This window comes from Arthrobacter sp. CAN_A214 (assembly GCF_015751955.1).
In the GTDB taxonomy this organism is placed as follows: Bacteria; Actinomycetota; Actinomycetes; order Actinomycetales; family Micrococcaceae; genus Arthrobacter_D.
In genome coordinates, this window is sequence record NZ_JADOUU010000032.1 from 1 (window position 1) to 19145 (window position 19145).

Annotated in this window: 16 protein-coding genes, 1 pseudogene and 3 riboswitches; of the genes and pseudogenes, 9 read left to right on the forward strand and 8 right to left on the reverse strand. The window is 63.3% G+C overall.

The window, feature by feature from the left end; translation table 11 throughout:
- From IWX65_RS15500 to IWX65_RS15515, 4 genes are all read left to right on the forward strand, one after another.
- The coding region (locus IWX65_RS15500; protein ID WP_334683918.1) for an NAD(P)-dependent oxidoreductase at window positions 1–390 on the forward strand (390 nt) is incomplete at its 5' end.
- A 185-nt stretch (window positions 391–575) separates the two neighbouring features.
- Complete coding sequence (locus IWX65_RS18100) at window positions 576–860, forward strand: cupin domain-containing protein (protein ID WP_442859208.1); 285 nt, start codon at window positions 576–578, stop codon at window positions 858–860.
- On the forward strand, window positions 850–1536 hold the full coding sequence (locus IWX65_RS15510) for a LysE family translocator (RefSeq protein WP_334683919.1): 687 nt from the start codon (window positions 850–852) through the stop codon (window positions 1534–1536). Before IWX65_RS18100 ends, IWX65_RS15510 begins: the two co-directional genes overlap by 11 nt.
- A 294-nt stretch (window positions 1537–1830) precedes the next feature.
- Window positions 1831–1939: riboswitch (TPP riboswitch) on the forward strand.
- Window positions 1932–3224, forward strand: coding sequence for an MFS transporter (locus tag IWX65_RS15515; protein ID WP_334683920.1), 1293 nt, complete (start codon window positions 1932–1934; stop codon window positions 3222–3224). It overlaps the preceding riboswitch by 8 nt.
- On the opposite strand, the gene thiD is transcribed toward IWX65_RS15515, so the two are convergent.
- From thiD to thiM, 3 genes are all read right to left on the reverse strand, one after another.
- Window positions 3221–4114 carry a bifunctional hydroxymethylpyrimidine kinase/phosphomethylpyrimidine kinase gene (gene thiD, locus IWX65_RS15520; RefSeq protein ID WP_196884275.1) on the reverse strand — a complete coding sequence of 298 codons (894 nt, stop codon included), beginning with the start codon at window positions 4112–4114 and terminating at the stop codon, window positions 3221–3223. The two genes, IWX65_RS15515 and thiD, sit on opposite strands and share 4 nt — an antisense overlap.
- Complete coding sequence (gene thiE, locus IWX65_RS15525) at window positions 4102–4719, reverse strand: thiamine phosphate synthase (RefSeq protein WP_334683921.1); 618 nt, start codon at window positions 4717–4719, stop codon at window positions 4102–4104. Before thiE ends, thiD begins: the two co-directional genes overlap by 13 nt.
- 50 nt (window positions 4720–4769) lie before the next feature.
- Window positions 4770–5603, reverse strand: coding sequence for a hydroxyethylthiazole kinase (gene thiM, locus IWX65_RS15530; RefSeq protein WP_196884280.1), 834 nt, complete (start codon window positions 5601–5603; stop codon window positions 4770–4772).
- Window positions 5595–5697, reverse strand: a riboswitch (TPP riboswitch). (Overlaps the previous gene by 9 nt.)
- A 133-nt stretch (window positions 5698–5830) precedes the next feature.
- Window positions 5831–5945: riboswitch (TPP riboswitch) on the forward strand.
- Here thiM and IWX65_RS15535 point away from each other — a divergent pair.
- From IWX65_RS15535 to IWX65_RS15550, 4 genes are all read left to right on the forward strand, one after another.
- A complete protein-coding gene (locus tag IWX65_RS15535) occupies window positions 5938–7401 on the forward strand; it encodes a sodium:solute symporter family transporter (protein WP_196884282.1) in 1464 nt (487 codons plus the stop codon). (Overlaps the previous riboswitch by 8 nt.)
- Window positions 7398–8606: a LuxE/PaaK family acyltransferase gene (locus IWX65_RS15540; RefSeq protein ID WP_196884284.1), complete on the forward strand. Its 1209-nt coding sequence runs from the start codon at window positions 7398–7400 to the stop codon at window positions 8604–8606. Before IWX65_RS15535 ends, IWX65_RS15540 begins: the two co-directional genes overlap by 4 nt.
- A complete protein-coding gene (locus IWX65_RS15545; protein WP_196884286.1) occupies window positions 8603–10150 on the forward strand; it encodes an acyl-CoA reductase in 1548 nt (515 codons plus the stop codon). Before IWX65_RS15540 ends, IWX65_RS15545 begins: the two co-directional genes overlap by 4 nt.
- Window positions 10150–10947 carry a 3-oxoacyl-ACP reductase gene (locus IWX65_RS15550; RefSeq protein ID WP_196884289.1) on the forward strand — a complete coding sequence of 266 codons (798 nt, stop codon included), beginning with the start codon at window positions 10150–10152 and terminating at the stop codon, window positions 10945–10947. Before IWX65_RS15545 ends, IWX65_RS15550 begins: the two co-directional genes overlap by 1 nt.
- A gap of 458 nt (window positions 10948–11405) precedes the next feature.
- Here IWX65_RS15550 and IWX65_RS15555 read toward each other — a convergent pair whose 3' ends face one another.
- The 5 genes from IWX65_RS15555 to IWX65_RS15575 all read right to left on the reverse strand — a co-directional run bounded on the left by IWX65_RS15555 (window position 11406) and on the right by IWX65_RS15575 (window position 18518).
- The gene (locus IWX65_RS15555) at window positions 11406–12827 is read right to left on the reverse strand and encodes a glycosyltransferase family 2 protein (RefSeq protein ID WP_196884291.1); all 1422 of its coding nucleotides are present in this window, start codon (window positions 12825–12827) and stop codon (window positions 11406–11408) included.
- Window positions 12824–13708, reverse strand: a complete 885-nt coding sequence (locus IWX65_RS15560; RefSeq protein WP_196884293.1) for a HEAT repeat domain-containing protein — start codon at window positions 13706–13708, stop codon at window positions 12824–12826. Before IWX65_RS15560 ends, IWX65_RS15555 begins: the two co-directional genes overlap by 4 nt.
- Window positions 13709–13910: 202 nt before the next feature.
- Complete coding sequence (locus IWX65_RS15565) at window positions 13911–15551, reverse strand: response regulator (protein ID WP_196884295.1); 1641 nt, start codon at window positions 15549–15551, stop codon at window positions 13911–13913.
- Entirely contained in the window at window positions 15548–15931 is a 384-nt protein-coding gene (locus IWX65_RS15570) for a response regulator (protein ID WP_196884297.1), read from the reverse strand. Before IWX65_RS15570 ends, IWX65_RS15565 begins: the two co-directional genes overlap by 4 nt.
- Window positions 15924–18518 carry an ATP-binding protein gene (locus IWX65_RS15575; protein ID WP_334683922.1) on the reverse strand — a complete coding sequence of 865 codons (2595 nt, stop codon included), beginning with the start codon at window positions 18516–18518 and terminating at the stop codon, window positions 15924–15926. The genes IWX65_RS15570 and IWX65_RS15575 overlap by 8 nt, the downstream gene beginning before the upstream one ends.
- Before the next feature lie 220 nt (window positions 18519–18738).
- Here IWX65_RS15575 and IWX65_RS15580 point away from each other — a divergent pair.
- A pseudogene (locus IWX65_RS15580) lies at window positions 18739–19145 on the forward strand (transposase family protein); the annotation flags it as partial.

Below are 19145 nucleotides of genomic sequence, written 5' to 3' on the forward strand. Positions count from 1 at the left end.
CGGCGCGTCGACCTCGACGAGCTGCTGGCAGTCTCCGACGTCGTCTCCCTCCACTGTCCTTACGGGCCTGCCACCCACCACCTCATCGGCGCCGAACAACTCGCGGTCATGAAGAACTCGGCCTACCTCATCAACACCGCGCGTGGGCCCATCATCGACGAAGCAGCCCTCGCGACTGCCCTTCAGGAGGGACGCATTGCAGGCGCCGGGCTCGACGTTTATGAAAACGAACCCAATGTGCACCCCGGACTGCTCGAGCTCGAGAACGTGGTGCTCGTACCCCACCTCGGCTCCGCTACCATCGAAACGCGCACCGCCATGGCAATGCTCGCAGCAGACAACGCCCTCGCAGTACTGAGCAAACAAAGACCCCTCACGCCCATCGGCTAGCGATAAGCAACCAGGGAGAGCAAAGAATGACCGCTACACCCACTGTCCGGCATGTCGACGAAGCAGAAGGGGAAGTCTGGTCTGACACCCGCGACAGGATCTCGTTCCGAAGCGCTATCGGAGATGGCAGCGCGCCAACAGGGAATCTGTGCTCGGGGGTCGCCCACCTTGAGCCCGGCGAATGATTGAGCCTTCACCGTCATGCTGCCGCCGAGGTGTATCAAGTTCTTAAGGGGCAGGGCGTCGTGACACTCGACGGCATCGAGCACGCTGTACGTGCCGGTTCGGGCGTTTACGACCCGTCGAACCGAGAAGAGGGCATCCGTAACACCGGAGACGCGCCTGTCGAGTTGTGTACGTGTACGAGACGGACTCCATCGACGACGTGCAGTATGTCTGGTCCCAGGACTGCGCTGCGCTCTCCCGTCGCGCGCCTGGCTCTCGTACTCTGGAGTAGTGATGATTCTTGATGCCGTGCTGGCTTTCGCCGTCGTTGCTGGGCTATTGACACTGGTGCCAGGGCTGGACACCGCACTGGTTCTGCGTTCCAGTCTGACCCGCACCCGGTCCTACGCCTGGGCCACCGCCCTAGGTGTTGCTACCGGCGCCATGGCATGGGGCACCGCGGCAGCTGTAGGAATTTCCGCACTGCTGACAGCCTCCGAGCTCGCGTACCGAGTCCTGACAGTCGGTGGTGCCTCCTACATGCTCTGGCTCGGCGCCTCAATGATCTGGAAATCCTTCCGACGTCGTGCAAACAATGATCCCTACGAGGCCAACCCCACCTCTGTGGAACCCGCGTCCGCTTGGCACGGCTGGCTGGTCGGGGCAGGCACCAACCTGCTCAATCCCAAGGTCGGGGTTTTCTACATAGCCACCATCCCGCAGTTTCTTCCCGAAGGAACATCACCGCTACTGATGGGAGCGATGCTTGCTGGTGTGCACGCCGGGCTCTCCATGACTTGGTTTGCTGCCTTGATCATTGGTGGCGGATACGCTCGTCGGTGGCTTTCCAACCCCAGATCTTTGGCAGTGATCGATCGAATCACCGGACTGGTGCTGGTCGCCTTCGGGGGAAAACTACTCACCGACGCCTTACCCTCTAACCCCACCGCATTCTCGCCTCTGGCGGCACGGGCAGCGTAACCTCGCCCTTTCCGGACGATCAGAATCTGAGCTGCGACCCCGCCTGCAACTCCTCCAAGTCGCAACCAACCAGACGCTGGACCAACACCACACCTCGATTGACAGTTATAGGAGCGTCCTGTGGGCGAGCCACAGCATTACCTCCTGCCGGACACAGCTACGACAATTAGCTGGAAGTACGTTACCCGCCCCCGAAGGGTCCCCATCGAACGCACCAAGGGTTGATGTGCAGCAATGGCAGCTGCGTGGAAAGATGGTTGAAGAAATCTGCAAACCTTTCCAGTGTTTGGAGAACCAACCCCACACGGGAGCCCGCGCTATGGGCTGAGAAGAAGCTGAAGCGGCTTCGACCGTCGAACCTGCACCGGGTAATGCCGGCGAAGGAAGTGACATTGATGCCTAACAACAGTTCAGCAACTGTGACGCACAGAACCATGCCGCTCGATGCCCGACGGGCCGTACGCGGCGGAATTTTCGGCAACTACGTCGATCAGTTCGACATTTTCCTGCCCGTCATCGCACTGGCACCGGCGGCGGCTCACCTGTTCGGTCCGGAGAACCTCGCAAGCAACGCCGGGCTGATCTTCGTCGCGACCCTCCTTGGAAGGCCACTTGGAGCCGCGATCTTCGGCCCGATAGCGGACCGCATCGGTCGTGCGGCAACAACACAGGTCGCTTTGATCGGCATCGCGGTTACCACGTTGCTCATCGCCCTGGTTCCCGGACATACGGTTCTTGGCAGTGGAACCCTACTGACTGTTGTTGCTTTGCGATTCGTCGGGGGAATTTTCTTGGGCGGTGAGTACACTTCTGCAATTCCCCTCGCTATGGAGTGGTCACTGCCGAAACGGCGCGGCTTGGTCAGCGGCCTCATCATGTGGATGTCGCCCTGGGCCAATGCCAGCATCGCTGGCCTGGTGTTCGTGCTGCTGAGCGTGCTCAATACCGAGCAATATAACGCCTGGGGTTGGCGGACCCCGTTCCTGCTGGGGGCCCTTCTGGCCTTCGGCATGCTCGCGTATTACCGGAGCCGTGTTGCGGACTCCCCGATCTGGAAGCAGTCAGCAAAAAGGACGAATCCCCTCAAGGACGTTTTCATTGGCGAGCACCGTCGTGCGCTCTGGCAGGTCTTTCTCCTGATGAGCGGATTGTGGTTGTTCACCTACATGGCGATCCCCACACTGACCAGTGAACTGGCTCTCGACGGACGCCTGGACGCCAAAGCCATCTCCTTCATCCTGATGTGTGCCACCGCTGCCTCGGCAGTCTTCATGGCCGCCTGCGGGCACCTGTCCACCTTCACCGGACGACGCCGTTTCTTTATTGGATTCGGTCTGCTCGGCGCCATCTTGGCGCCTCTGGCGTTCCTCGGCGTGTTCTCCGCCGGAAGCACCAGTGGCGTCGTGGTGCTCGTGGTGGCCCTGCAGATCGTCACAGTTTCTGGCTACGGCCCCGTGGGCGCCTACCTCGTGGAACGCTTCCCTGCGGCGGTCCGCTCCAGCGGGTACGGCGTGGGCTACAGCCTTTCCATTGTGCTACCCGCCCTCTATCCGTACTACCTTCCGCCGTTACAGGACCTGTTGGGGCGGCACGAAGCAGTCGCTATGTTGCTCGTTCTCGCCGGGGTCCTCGTGGCGGCTGGCGGACTTAGCGGGCCGGAAACGAACAGGAGCCGCACTCTTCTCTAACGCGTACTGCTGTCCTGTCCGCTCTGCAGTGTTTGTGCTCTCGCCCATAGTTGGTGGAAGTGGTTGATGGGTCCGTTGCCCTGTCCCACCTGCAATTCATCGGCGGAGGTGAGTGCGTCCTGCAGCCAGTCCTTGGTCTGGGAGAGCGCATCGGTCCAATCACCAGTCCGCGCCATGACCGTGGCGACGGCGGAGGAGAGCGAGCAACCGGTCCCGTGCGTGTTCTTCGTGGCCACCCGTGGGGAAACGAATTCGACGACGCCTCCTCCGGCTCCATCCAACCGACCGGTGGCATCCACGAGTGCGTCGGGACTTGATTCTGCGCTGAGATGACCGCCTTTGACGAGCACCACTGTCCCGCAGGCTGCAGACAATCTCCGGCCCTGTTCGATTGCTGCAGGCCAATCAGCGGCGACCGGTTCATGCACCAGAACCGCGAGCTCGGGAAGATTGGGAGTGACCAGGTCCGCCATTCCCACCAGTTCCCGTAACGCGGTCTCCGCGTCGGCAGCCAGAAGCCTGTCCCCGCTGGTAGCGACCATGACGGGATCCAGCACCACCAGAGGCGGCCGGGCCCGGTCGAGCCACTCCCGGACGACGGCGATGGTCGCCACATCTCCCAGCATTCCGATCTTCACGGCGTCGATGGTCACGTCATCACTGACTGCTTCAAGCTGTTCGGTGAGGAACGATGCCGGTGGCGTGTGCACGGAGCGGACGCCGCGGGTGTTCTGCGCCACCAGGGACGTCACTACCGCCATCCCATACCCGCCCAGAGCGGCAATGCTTTTCAGGTCGGCTTGGATCCCCGCGCCGCCGGTCGGGTCCGTTCCGGCGATGCTGAGGACCCGCGGGACATCGCGCAGCGTCAACACTTTCAGGAACACCATTCCTCCTTCAGTTTCTGGGCCGCTGCCCGGGGATCATCGGCTGCGCACACCGCGGAGACGACGGCCACCCCGGCGGCGCCGGCGTCACGCAGCGGACGCACGTCAGCGCTGCTGATACCGCCGATCGCCACGCAGGGCAGGGAACTTGCCGTTATGAGTGTGCCGAACCCGTCTATTCCCATGGGTTCCGGGTGATCGGCCTTCGTGGCGGTCGCGTGAATGGCGCCGACCCCCAGATAGTCCACCGTCCCCTCCGGCAGCCGGTGCACGGCCCGGATCTCGTTGTCAGTTGCCGCACTCAATCCAATGATGGCTTCCGGGCCCACCAGGGTGCGGGCAAGCTCCACCGGCAGATCGGATTGGCCGATATGTACCCCTGCTACCTGCGCTCCTGCCGCGCGCGCCGCCAGGAAAATGTCCACCCGGTCATCCACCAGCACGGGGACCCTGTCACCCACGGATTCCGCAACAGCCATCAGCAACTGCAGCAGCTCCCGGGCAGGGGCTTCCTTCTCGCGCACCTGCACCATCGTTACACCTCCTGCCACCGCGGCGGCAGCAACAGCGGCCACCGACCGTGGGCCGCACTGACGTTTATCAGTCACCAGATACAAGGGCAGGTGTTTCCCGAGGTCCGCCCTGAGAGCCCGCCGGTTCATTGGATGCTGTCCAGCGTGCCGACAGGGCGGAGGTTCAGGCCGGCGACGACGTCGTCGGTGGTGATACCGGCCAGCCGGTCGAGGAATTCCACCGCGAAACTCCCCGGACCTTGCGCCCGTGCCGCGGCCTGCTCCGCCGCAAGGGTGTAGACACCCGTGGCCGCTGTTGCTGCCAGCAGCGGATCATCGGTGAGGGAAGCAAAGGCAGCCATCACCGCACCGAGCGCGCACCCACCACCGGTCACCCGGGTCAGCAGCGAGTGCCCGTTCGCCATGCCTGTAGCCTCCCCGTCAGGTCCGACCAGCAGATCCACCGCACCGGATACTGCCACCGTCGAGGAAAACGAGGCAGCAAGGTGCCTTGCAGCTTCCAGCGCATCCAGGGGATTATTCGTCGAGTCCACCCCCCTGCCTCCGGTTCCCACCCCGGCCAGGGCCAGGATCTCGGATGCGTTGCCGCGGATGATGCGTGGGCGGAGCCCGACAAGCTGATGCGCCAGTTCGGTGCGCACGGTCAGGGATCCGATGGCCACTGGATCCAGCACCCACGGTGTTTCAGCAGCATTCGCGGCAGCTGCAGCCTCGAGCATCGCGGCCCGCTGCTCGTGCCGCGGAGTTCCCAGATTGATCAGAACCCCGGAGGCCACGGAAGCGAACTGCCCGGCCTCCTCCGGTATATCGACCATCGCCGGGGCTGCACCGACAGACAGCAGGACGTTCGCGGTGAAATTTGTCACCACTGCGTTGGTGATGCACTGGACCAGAGGACTCCGGACCCTCAGATCCTCCAGCAGCACTGCACAATTCGACGATGTATAGCGAATAGCCATCCGCGACATCCCTTCGCTAGTTCGAACTAGATCAGGTTCAACGGGTCTTGATTCTCAGCTGCACTTTTAGCGGGCAGCACCCCGTGTCACTCCTGCAACCTTAGCCGTTCGCCTCGCCGTTCTGGAGCAGGGCAACTCGTTGGACCGCGCCCGGCTTCCGTCGAGGCCCGCCGGATGAGAAACACACCGAAGGGGTTTGAGCGCGGGCATCAGCGCGACTACAGTCGATCCTGTAAAGCGGGAGCTTGGGCGGGAACCAGGCTGAGAGGGCGAATGAAGGCGTCGCCGACCGCATGAACCTGTCCGGGTAATGCCGGCGAAGGGATGTGCTCTGATGCTCGGATTTTCCACCACCATCGTTCTTTTATCGATCGTCCTCGGGGCATTCGCCTGGGTCGGTCTGGCGGTAGGACGTGACCGCGACCTTGAAGAGTTCGCGGTGGCACGCAACAGCCAGAACGGCCTTGGGCTGGGCCTGTCATTTTTCGCTTCCGGTGTAGGCGCGTGGATCCTTTTCGCGGCACCCGAGGTCGGTGCCTCCGCGGGACTGGCCGGAGTGTTGGGCTACGCGGTTGCCATCACCATTCCCCTGATCGGCCTGGTCCTTGTCGGCCGGCGGTTGCGGGCACTGGTACCGAGAGGCCACGATCTGATCGAGTTTGTCCGGCTCCGCTACGGACGGATTATGCACGTCTATGTCCTGGCTATTTCGATGCTTTACATGCTCGTGGCCCTGGCTGCTGAACTGACCGCGGTAGGAGCCGTGCTCGGACGGCTCTCAGTTGTGGACCCTCGTCTTGGCATCGCTGCCGTTGCGGTGATTACTGCCCTGTACACGGCTTACGGAGGGCTGCGCGCCTCGATCCGCACCGACCGTTGGCAGTCATGGCTGTTGTTCGCCCTGCTGATCGTCGTCGGCGCAGCCCTGATCGCAGGCCTGTCCCGGGAGGGAACCTCGGTTGACCCTGCGCTCTTGACCGTGGACGCGACCGGCGTCGAGGCAGCATTGACGCTGATCGTGGCAGTAACGGCCACTACCCTGTTCCACAATGGTTACTGGCAGCGGGTATGGGCGGCCAAGGACGAGCGGGCGTTGTCCCGCGGCGCGGTGATCGGGGCATTGACTCGCTTTCCGGTGGTTTTCGCGGCAGGCATGGTGGGGCTCCTTGCCGCGGCCTACGGCGTCGCGCTTGGGACGCCGCCTGTTCCGTTCTTCGCCCTGCTGGACTTTCAACCCGCATGGGTCCTTGCAGCAGTCCTGATCCTCACCCTGGCCCTGGTCGCCTCGACGGTCGACACACTGCAGAACGGCCTCGCAGCCGTCGCGGTCACGCACGTTCCTTCCATGGGCCTGACCGGGGGGCGGATCGCTACGGTCGTGTTCACCGTCATCCCGGCCTTGGTCGCTTTCCAGGGGTTCTCGGTGCTGCGCCTTTTCCTCATTGCCGATTTGTTCTGCGCGGCCACCATTGTGCCGGCACTGCTGGGCTTATGGCACCGATCCACCACTACCGGTGCCGTCAGTGGTGCCCTGGCAGGCCTCATCGCTGCCCTGGGGTACGGCTTCGTAACGGGCGGAAACCTGCCCGCGGCCATCGCCGTCGCCACGTTCTCGGACGGACTCGCGCTGCCGCCGTTCCTCGCCGCACTGTCCGCCTCCGCCGCCGTCACCATCCTGGTGTCATTGGCGGCTAGCCGAAGCACTGACCTGTCCAGCCTCGACGCACGGATAACCCCCTTGACGTCGTCGCGTGACCAACGGGATCCCGCAAACGAAACACCGGAGGCAATCCGATGACCGCTGGACCCGACTCCTCATCGCAGGTGGAAATCCGTGACGCGCTGGATCTGCGAATTCAGGCCTATATTGAGCGCGGTGCCGCCCCGGTAGGGCCGAACGAGCACGGCAGCGCCGTAGGGGACGAGGATGATGCCGCATTCGGACGGCTTGCCCTCGAGCTCTTCGCCTACCAGTACGAACACAATCCGGCTTACCGGCGCTTCTGCCGTTCGCGCCGGGCGGAGCCTGGAAGGCTCACCAGTTGGGAACAGATCCCTGCCGTGCCATTGACCGCGTTCAAGGAACTGACTCTCGCCTGCGAGCCGCCCGAAGAAGCCGCGGCGATCTTCATGACCAGCGGCAGCACCAACCCCGCCCAGCGGGGACGCAACCACCACCCGCACCTCCACCTGTATGACGCGTCCCTGCGGACCGGTTTTGCCCATTACTTCCTGCCCGACCGGGAACGCATCCCCCTACTGGTCCTCAATGCCCCGCCGGAGGACCAGCCGCACTCCTCCCTCGCCTACTTCTTCGGGCGGCTCGTCGACTTCTTCGGCGCACCAGGGAGCAGCCACTTCATGAACGACGACGACCTGCAGTGGCGGCGCGTCGCAGTGGCCTTGCAGCAGGCAGAGGAAATCGGGGAACCCGTCGCCCTGCTTGGCACGTCCTTCGCCTACGTCCACCTCCTTGACGCCTTCGAGAAAGAAGGACTCTCCTTCCGCCTGCCGAAGGGGAGCCGCCTGCTCGATACAGGCGGGTTCAAGGGACGCTCCCGCGAAGTATCCGCCGAGGACCTGCGTGACCAGTTCGGCCGGCGCCTGGGAATACCCGATTCCTGGTGCGTCAACTACTACGGAATGACCGAGATCAGCACCCAGTACTACGACACCACCCTGAGGGACTCCTGGCAGGGCAACGAGAATCAGCCCCGCCGCAAAGCCGCCCCAGCCTGGACGCGGATCCGCGTGGTGGACCCCGAAAGCGGAGCATCCGCAGAACCCGGACAGCGGGGCTTGGTTGTCCACTACGATCTGGCCAATAGGGGGTCATGCCTGGCCGTCCTCGCCGAAGACGTGGGCTACCTCGCCGCGCTGGACAGCCTCCAGCAGGGCGCACAGGGTTTCGTCCTGCTGGGCCGCGCCGAGGGAACCGAAGCCCGCGGGTGTTCGATCGCCCTGGACGAGATCCTCGCCGCGAATCGGAACGGATCGACATGACAATCGGAACCGAACAGGGAAGCCCGGGGCGCGCAGGCAGCCCGCCCGCCGAGGGCCCGGTGCTCGACGGATTCTTCCTGCCCCAGCTCAGCCGAACCGAGCTCGACGAATTGGCATGGGAAACCCGATTTTGGGGCGGCGTCGTGCTACGGATGCCGGTCGTGACGCCGCCCCTGATCGACCTGGTGTGCCAGCGGCTCCTTCAGGCCCAAGCCGATTACCTTGCCGAGCGGCCGGTGATGGACATCGTCGAGGCGCTCGGGCGGGTGATCGCCAGGTGGTCGGCTCCGGACTACTACTGGAGGCGGCAGGCCGAACAGCTGCTGCCCTCGGTGACCGGATATGCCCCCGAGATGGTCCGCCGGGGTCTGAAGGACTACCTGAAAACGTTCCGTCGCGATCGGTTGCTTCGATTCCTTTCCCAGGACTTCGAGAATCCGCTGGTGCTCGACGACTTCCAGCCGAACCGGTCCGGAGGACGCTCACGAGCCTACGGACCGAGGCTGACCACCCAGATTTTCGCCGGCAACGTTCCGGGGCTACCGGTGTGGAACCTTGTCTGCGGGCTCCTGGTCAAATCGGCAACATTGGGGAAATCCGCTAGCGGTGAACCGTTGTTCCCGGTGTTGTTTGCCCGAAGCCTCGCCGAAGAAGACCCCGCTCTCGCCGCTTGCCTTGCCATCCTGCACTGGCCCGGAGGGGACAAGGAGATTGAACGAACGGCGTTCGCCCACTCCGAGGCAGTCACGGCGACCGGTGGACGAGCAGCCATCGAAAGCGTGGCAGCACGCCTGCCCGCCGGCATGCCGTTCGTGCCGTACGGGCACAAAATGAGTTTCGCCGTCATCGGCCGGGAAGCGTTGGCGCTCAACCGCTACACAGAGACGGCGCGCCGGGCCGCACATGATGCTTCCCAGTATGACCAGCAGGGGTGCCTCTCCCCCCACTGCCTGTTCATCGAACGCGGCGGAGCAGTGGATCCCAAAACCTTCGCAGCCACATTGGCAGCCGAGATGAGCCGCTTCGAACGGAGCAAACCGCGCGCCCGGCTCACCCTTGAGGAGAGCGCCGTCATTGAACGGGTTCGCTCCTCCTACGAATTCCGGTCCTACGACGACGAAACGATCGAGCTGTTCACCAGTAACACCGGCACCGGCTGGACCGTCATCTACGAAGAGAAACCGGAGCGTTTCGAACCCTCACCGCTGAACCGGCTCCTCCGCGTGCACCCCGTCAACGGGATGGACGACGTCGAGCGCCTCGCCGCTCCCGTGCGTCGCTACCTCCAGACCGCCGGCGTCGCCTGTTCACCCGATCGGCTGACCGATTGGGCACAGGCCCTCGGCCGGTGCGGCGTCGACCGCATCTGCGCTATCGGGCAAATGCCCGAACCGGCAGCAGGGTGGCACCACGACGGACGGGGAAGCCTGACAGCGCTGGTCCGCTGGGTCGACATCGAAGGAGCAGCCGAGGCGGCACTGGAACACTACGACCCCGAATGGACCCTGCCTGCACAGCAGGATTCAGCAGGAAGGCAACTCTGATGTCCTTCGGAGAAAGTCTGGGCACCAGTGACCTGCTGCGCGACCGCGTGGCCATCGTCACCGGGTCCAGCCGCGGCATCGGGGCCGCGATTGCCCGTGCCCTCGGCGCCCACGGTGCCACCGTCGTCGTGAACTACCTACAGAACCATGACGCCGCGCAACAAGTAGTCGAGGATATTGAAGCACGAGGAAGCCGCGCGGAAGCTTATGCCGCCGACGTCGCCGACGCCACGTCCGTGGCCGCGATGGTCGCCGATGTCACCGAACGCTTCGGTCCCGTGAACTTGCTGGTCAACAACGCACTGCGAAGCTACACGTTCGACCCGCTGACCCGCAGCACTGCGTGGGACATTCCCTGGGAGGACTACCAGACACAATTCCAGGGCAGCGTCGGAGGCGCATACAATCTTTGCCGGTCGGTTCTACCAGGCATGAAAACGGCCGGCGGCGGGCGGATCATCAACCTCGTCAGTGACCTCATCGAACGCCCCAGCATCCCCTATCACGACTACACCACGGCCAAAACCGCTCTCCTCGGCTTTTCCCGTAACCTGGCCTCCGAACTCGGGCCTTTCGGCATCACCGTCAACTGCATAGCCCCAGGACTCGTCTACCCCACCGATTCGAGCCAGGCTGCCACCGACGAACAACGCGACGAATTGGAAGCTGCTACACCGCTACGACGACTGGCCACCCCTGAAGACGTGGCCGGTTCAGTACTGTTCTTTGCCAGCGGATGGTCCAGCTTCGTGACCGGGGCCTGCCTGTTCGTCGACGGCGGGCTGGTCATGAAATGACCAGAACAAGAACAGCAACTGGCGGACGCGTCGATCTCGAGCGTTTTATCGCCGCCTCGGAAGACTCCGGCGCCTACCGGGCTTGCTGCGGACCCTGCACCTCTGCCCCCACCACGCAGCGGATGACAGCCCGGTAGCACCAGATAGAACCCCATCTGTGGCTGACACAGGCTTTTAGGATCTGCATAGGTGCTGTTATCGGTGACCTACGGGTAGTGGCTGTCTGATGTGCTTAGGCTTCCTGCGGGCAGACCTTATTCAGACGGATCGGTTGGTGATTCGATCTGGTCGCGGGGAGGGCACCTTTCTCCATTGGTTGAGTCTTCACAGTGCGTTGGGCGCGGACCCTGGCACCACGGACACGAAGGTTCAATGCCTCGAGCGTTGAAGCATGGGAGAATGTCGCGGCCAACGTTGGGCGTTGAATTAGCCGGTGGATGGTTTATGCGGTCGCTCTATTAGGGCAGTGCTGGTGTTCCGAGGCCTTTCCGGCTCATTACTCCCCAGTCCTTGCGACCCCTGGCATAGCGCCAAAGTCCGATCAGCCGCCAGACGACGGTGAGCTGACGGTAGCCAATACCCTCTACGACACTCCAAAGAAGCAACAGAAGCGAGTCTGACCAGCGCTGATACCGCCGGTAGGTCAATTCCTCCAGCACGATTACCGCCACGTTCAACAACACACCCCAGCCATAAGCCACCGCCAGGAACAACACGCCGAACGTTACATCGACCGCTCCGAGCATCAGCCCGAGCGGTACCGCGATCAACCCCAGCGCCTCAACAACGGGACCTAGCAGCTCCACCACCAGGTAGTAGGGATAGACCACCAGGCCCAAGGCCTTGTACCGCGGATTGAAAAGTAGGACCCGGTGCCGCCGCAACACGTCGGTCAGGCCCCGATGCCAGCGATCCCGCTGCCGTCCGAGCACACGCCAGGACTCCGGGACCTCCGTCCAGGCCACCGGGTCGGGAACGAAGTCCACCCGGCTCGCGGTTCCGCGCTCTTGGCCTTGACGCCGCAGGTCGGCGATTAGCTCCATGTCCTCACCGACTGTGTCGTGAACGTAGCCGCCGACCTCCAGTACGGATTCCCGGCGGAACAGACCGAAGGCGCCCGAGATGATCAGGTTTCCGCCGAGGTTGTTCCAGCCCAGCCTTCCGAAAAGGAACGCGCGGAGGTATTCCACCGTTTGGCACCCTGCCAGCACCCCCCGGGGTACCCGCGCGTCCAGTACCCGCCCGCGGGCGACTGTGGATCCATTGGCAACACGGATGGTTCCACCGGCGGCGACTACGGTTTCATCAGTAAGGAACGGCCGGACAATCCGCAGCAACGCGTCAGGTTCAATGAGCGTGTCGGCGTCGATGGCGCAGACGAGCTCGCCTGTTGCGCAGTTGAGGCCCGCGTTCAGGGCGTCAGCTTTCCCGCCGTTCTCCTTGTCCACCACCAGTAGCTGGGGATGGATCTGTGAGCGGTAGAGGCCGCGGACGGGTTGGGTTTGCACTTGGTTGCGGAAGATCGGGTGGATTGGGTACAGGTCGAAGGTGCGGATGAGTACGTCAAGAGTGGAGTCTGCGGAGCCGTCGTTGATGAGGACCACTTCCAGCGCCGGGTACTGGAGCATCAACAGTGCATGGACACTCTCGGCTACGTTGGCTTCTTCGTTGTAGGCGGGTGCTAGCGCGCTGATCGTGGGTGTCACGGCCGATCCCAGCAGGCCGACCCGGTCCTCTTCCCAAATCTGCTGCCGGTGCCGGCGCATAGCGACCGTGGCGCTGACCAAAAGGGCAGTTTGGTAACCGTTGACCACTATGAAGTAGATGAACACCGCCCAAGCGAAACCCGATAGGACTGTGACGGCGAAGTCTATGATCATTCTGTGATCCTGCCCGTTATTGTCGAACTCCTGCTGGTCGGTAGGGCCGGTTTGCTTTGGACCGATCTGGCTCGGTTCAGCACCTGCTGGGCCATGTCCTGCGCGAATCGGTCCGTGCTGAGGAGTGCCCGCTGAAGGTACAACTGACCCGGGCTGCCGAGCTGGTCCAACGCTAGGGCGGCCGCGCGGCGGGCTTCCCAGGAGCGATCGCCCAGCCTGTCGGCGAGCAGGGGCGAACTTGGCCAATGCCCCAGCGCGCCCAACCCGGCCGCAGCTGTTGCCCGTACTTTGTCTGCAGGGTCAGTAAGATATTTTTCGAGCTCCTGGACGCCTGCGGTTCCGCCCGCGGAGGCGATCACCTGCGCGACGGCGGACCTGACGGCGGGATCACTATGGTTTCGGTGCCTTAGCGCCGGGCCAGTCAACGCGGAATCGTGGACGCGGGATGCGACGAGGAGCACTGTGGCCAGTGCGGCCGGGACTGCTTCGGTCAAGTGGCTGATGATGGCTGGAACAGCGTAGCGGCCCAGCCTGATCAAGGTGTTCTGGGCAGCCAGTCGGCAGGCGAGAGACTCGTCGCTGAGCATCAGGATCAGCTTGGTTACGACCTGCTCGCTCGGGTGGTTCGAGGCCCAGGCGGCCGCGGCACTGCGCACTTCAGAGCGTGGGTCGTCGAGTAAGGGGGGTACGGTGTTGTGGCCGGCGCCCAAAATGGCTAGCAGTCGAACGCCTTTTAGTCGGCGGGACCACCGCGCGCTGGTGCACCAACGTGCGGATCGCTCTGCAAGTCCCACGTATGCGGGCAGTTGCGCAAGCCGGGCCCGGCCCACGTCATCGACGCTGCGCGTCGCGTCGGCCACCGCTTCGATGGCCTTGTTCATCGGAAGCCTTGGAAGGGCCGGGCGGTCCGGGTCGCCCGCTAGGACGCGTGCCAGGATTTGCCTGCTGACCCGCATGCCGGATCGAAGCCGCGCTGCGCGAACGCGCTGGAGTGCAGTATGACCGAAAAGGAAGCTTAGCCCTGCACCCAGAATTCCTGCTTCCGCGAGTAATACAGCAGTAAGCACCTCGTACAAATGCATGTCAGTCTCCCAGTGCGCCGCGCACGCGTTGCATTAGCACGGGCACGCTGAAGGGTTTCGCTACGTGGTCGAACGCCCCGAGTTTCAAGGCATTGACGATGTCCGGCTCGCTTGAATGAGCGGTAAGCATGATCACCCGGGTGGCCGTGAGGTTGTCCGTCATCGCCATCTGTCGCAGCACACCGAACCCGTTGAGGGAGGGCAGATCCACGTCGAGTAAAACCACGCGTGACCGCAGCAGAGGTGGGCTGCCTGACAGTTCACCCGCTGCGACCTGCCCGTCCGTGAAGTGCCGGAACCGGTAGCCGCGCGTAGTCAGGGCATGATTGAGGAGCTCCGAGAGCAGAGGGTCGTCTTCCACGACCACCACATCCACATCGTATTCGGCGGCAACATTTCCCGTCGTCGGCAGGGGTGCATGGTCAGCAAGCCCATCCCCGTCCCGAGCCGCTTGTATGTGGGCATGGAGCACTCGCGTGCGTTTCAAACGGTTCCGCACGCGCCCTGCCAACTCCGTGCCGACGAACGGGCTGGTTATGACGTCGTCAGCGCCGGCGTCGAAGAGCGCGGCCACAGCCGCCGCATCGTCGCCTGCCGTCAGTAGGAGCACAGGCAGGCCTGCCCATTGGGCGTCGATGCGGAGCACACGGCATAATTCCTCTCCGCCAATCCTGGGCAGACACGACTCAAGGATCACCAAGTCCTGTTGCGTCTTTTCCAGCGCCGTCCAGAACTGCGTCGGGTCCGTCAGCCCGACTACGCGCATCCCCTCGTTTTGCAGCGCGGACCGCACTGAGGACAGGATCGCCGGCAGGTGGGTCAGGACCAGCACGGTGCTTCTGGTCACCTCTTGGGGTGAAAGCAGGTTTTGCGCAGCGCTGAAGATTTCCTCCGGGGACGCCTCGGCGTTGACGAATCTCCGGGCGCCTGCGCGCGCAGCCAAGACGCGGTCCCAGGGTGAGTCCTGCGGTGCCAGGGCCAGCGAGGGAACGGGAGGATCCAGCGCGGCCAGGCCAGCTATGAGGGCAAGGCTGCCATCACCTCCACCAAGGTCTATGAGTGCAGCGCCGGGCGGTGGTCCTTCCAACGGAATCGAGCCGTGAGCACCAATGATCAGTGGTCGGAAACCCTGTCCGATCGCGACCGCGGCCAGTTGTTTCCGGCGCCCACGATCGGTGACCGCGATGACTATGATCGGCACGGAGGGTGCGTTCTGCGGTTTTTGGCCATCTGCAGTTTGCCGGGCATACGCTGCCGGCATTGGCTCTGAGGAGCAGTCCGGTACAGGTTCCATAACAGGGGACGGGTCCCGGCTGAGGTCGCTTCTGAGCGCGACCACTTCGTTGGCTGCGATGAGGGCAAGGTCGAGCGAAATATGGTCCGTTCCTGACAGAATCCCTTCAATTTTTCGGGCCGACTCGGAGGCCCGGCCAAAGCCGAAGGTGCCGGCCGCACCTGCCAGCTTGTGGGCCTCACGTTCGGCAGTCTCCCGGCCTTCCGGGGTTAACCGTTTCTCAATGATGGCCGCCACTGCCTCCTCGATCGCCACCACGCGGCCCAGAACTTCATCACGGTTGCCGTTCCAGATAGCCCTGATGACCGACGTCGGGTCGATCTTTTCGCTTGATTGCGCGCCTTTCATGACTCCCAGCCCAATATGCCCGCAACCTGGTCGCTGAGCGCCATGGGGTCAAAAGGTTTCGCTAGCATCCCTGCAACTCCGATCGAGGCGAACCGACTGCGATCGGCCGCCTGCGTTTTAGCAGTTAGGAGGATGACTGGAACGCCGCACGTTTCAGTCTGTTCCTGCAGCAGGGCGAAGGTTGCGGGACCGTCAAGCCCGGGCATCATGACGTCGAGAACGATCGCGTCCGGCGGACTGATGCGGGCCTTCTCGAGGCCCTCCAACCCGGAGGCGGCCGTTTCGACGTCGTATCCGCCCACCATCTCCAAGACAGCGCGGGCAACTTCCCGGATTCCCGGGTCGTCATCAACAAGCAAAATGCGTCGGGGCTTATCCATGGGTCACTGCCTTTGCATTTTCGGAGGTCAGGTGACCGAGCAAGTCCACCACATGCCGTTCAAACTCATCCGGGTTGACCCGCCCCTTGGTGAAGAACTCGGTTGTCCCCAGACGCAGCCGTTTCCGGTCCGCCTCGGTAAGGTCACGGGCGCTGTACACAGCCAACGGCACACCGCGCAGCCGTGCATCCCGGCGCATCTGAGCCACCACAGCGAAACCGTCCTGGTCCGGCAGTTGAAGGTCAAGCACCACCAGATCCGGGATGATGTGGGCGCACAACGCCAGGGCCTGTCGGGCCGTGGACGCATGGTGGACTTCGATGCCGTACTGACGGAATCCCTCCGTCAAGACGGCGGCCAAGCCCCCGTCGTCCTCAACGAGCAGCAACTTCGTCCCTGTACCCCCTTTACTGGTGGCCTCGCCGATGGCGGCCAACAGTCCACTGACGTCCAACGGCGCTTCAACACCGGTAAGCCCCTCAGATTCTGCCAAGATCTTGTCACCGACCAGGGCCAGGAAGACCACTGGGATATCCAGAGTTTCGGGATGCTCGCGCAGGTCGACGACGGCCTCCCAGTTAGCGACCGTCGGGGTGCCTTGTTCGAGCAGGATGGCTGAGGGCCGGTGCTGAAGTGACGCGGCGAGGAGCGCAGAGCTGGTTTTGACCTCGACGGGTTCGTACCCATAGGGCAGCAGCATCTCCACAATGCGGGCTCGTACCGAGGCGTCCTCGCCGCAAACGACGACCTTCTGCCCACTGGGGACCTCGACTCTCACGTCCCAGCCCGCGTCGAGGGCGGCCGGGAGCCTCATAGTTAGGATCGCCCCGCAGCCACGGTTGCTTTCGGCCCAGATCTGGCCGCCGTGCTGTTCCGCGATGCTGCGGCAGATGGCCAGGCCCAGTCCCGTACCGCCCTTCTCCCGGGCATCGGAGCCATCCACCTGCTGAAAGCGGTCGAAAATCCGTTCCAGGTCTTCAGCCGGAATACCGCGGCCTTGATCCAATACTTGAATTCTCAGGCCTCCTGCATCCGAGCTGACCACCAAACGAACCTCTGCATTAGCTGGGGAGAACTTGATGGCGTTGCTGAGCAGGTTTGTCATGGCCTGTTCAATGCGATCCGGGTCGACCGTATGCACAGTCGACTGGGCCTCGAGCGTCAGGCGTACACCCGCTTCGTCGGCCATGGACCGCATAACCTCTAGGGACCGCCCCGCCAGGGCTGCTACGTCACATGCCTGCAGCTCCAGGGCAACCTTGCCGGAATTCAACCGCTCTATATCCAAAATGTCATTGATCAGCCGGACCAGCCGTTCCGTGTTGTGGGCGGCAATATCCACCATCTGCTGCCCGCGGGTATTCAAATCGCCCAAAAGACCGGCCCGCAGCAAACCCAATGCCCCGTGGATCGAGGTCAGGGGCGTCCGCAGTTCGTGGCCCACCACCGAGACGAACTCATTCTTTGCCCGCTCCGCGGCACGGCGTTCGCTGACATCACGGATCACGCAGCTGAAGACACGCTTCGAGCCGTCCTCGGTGGTCCAGGCGGTCACCTCAGCCGGGAAATCACGGCCTGAACTGTGCAACATCAGGTGGTCGAAATGTTCTGCAGGCTGTTTCAGGCCGTCAGGGTCGCCGCGCAGTCCCAGCAGCCGCTCCATCGAGTCCTGCTCCGCCAGCCCCGCAACCCGTGAGGCCAGCGGCTGACCCAACGCCTCGGACCGGTTCCACCCAAAGATCTTTTCGGCCTGAACGTTCCATTCAGTAACAATCCCTTCCGCGCTGAACTGCACATACGCCTCGCCTGCGGACTCGAGAATCCGCCGGGTGAGTTCCTGACTCCGCTGTTCCGCTGCGAGGGCGGCATGCTGCTCAGTAATGTCCAGCAGGGAACCTACGATTACGCGCGCAGTGCCGGGCTCATCGAGGACCTCGCCCCGGCAATGGATCACCAATGGAGTACCGTCCGCCCGAGTGGATCGACACACGAAATCAAGGATGCCGTTTCCTTTGGCGACTCCCGCCAATGTCTCGGCGATGCGTTCCCGATCGTCCGGGTGCAGGGCCATCAGAAATACATCAACGGACTCGTCACCACTGCCGGGCTCCTGGCCGAACAGCCGATAAAGCCCACGCGACCACTTGACCTGATTTGTCTCGGGATTCCACTCCCAACTTCCCAGCCGGGCAACGGTCTCAGCAGCGGAAAGGAGGCTCTCGCTGAGCCGCAGTATGCGTTCCTGCTCAAGCTGCGGCCGGAGGTCCCGCATTATTTCCGTGACGTAGTAGCCCCCAGGAAAGTCATGATCGTGGTGCAGATGAGACGCAACATCCACGGGAATCGATTCTCCGGCGCGAGATAACAAGGTGCGTTCCCCCCTCCACCGCCCGGTCTTGACAAGAGTCTGCATGTCTTCCTTTTGGATGCGTACCAGCTCTTCAGGCGAGAACATGTCCTGAATCGTGTAGGCGCGGATGTCTTCGTCGGCTGCAATGCCGAGCAACTCGCGCCCGCTGTTGTTCATCCACTGCACCTGCCCATCAGACCTACCCACCACAACCAGATTCGGGCTGGCCTCCACCACGGAAACGAGGTGGTTGGGTTCCGGTTGTGCCCGGTTGGGCTGATCGTCCTGGGTGCGGCGCCGGCGTAGATCACGGACGGTTATCAGGCTCTTCAGAATTGAGAGTGTAGTTGGGGGCGCCGTGTGAGGAGTCTGGTGCGAGAGGGTGTTTCGGTTGGGGTGAGGGCCTTGGGAGAGAATCAGGGTATCGACTCCACCGTTTCTCTACTGCAAGGCCCTCGTGTTTAACGCTACCTTCCAAAGCCCTGACCTGACCACATTCTGCCGCCTCGATGGGCTCGGACTCGAAGTGACCGGGCAGTATGTCCGCCCGGATCGTGCCGTCCTGGCGTGCCGCGTCACAGATCCGGATGACTGGTGTCGGAAGTGTGGGTGCCAGGGCGTTCCGCGTGACACGGTGACCCGCCAACTGGGCCACGAACCGTTCGGATGGCGGCCGACCACACTGCTGGTGAGCATCCGCCGCTACAGGTGCGCCGGGTGCGGGCACGTGTGGCGCCAAGACACCTCCAAAGCTGCCAGGCCGAGGGAGAAACTCTCCCGCCGCGGGCTGCGCTGGGCATTGGAAGGAATCGTGTGCCAACACCTCACGGTCGCCCGGATCGCCGAAGGGCTCGGCGTCACCTG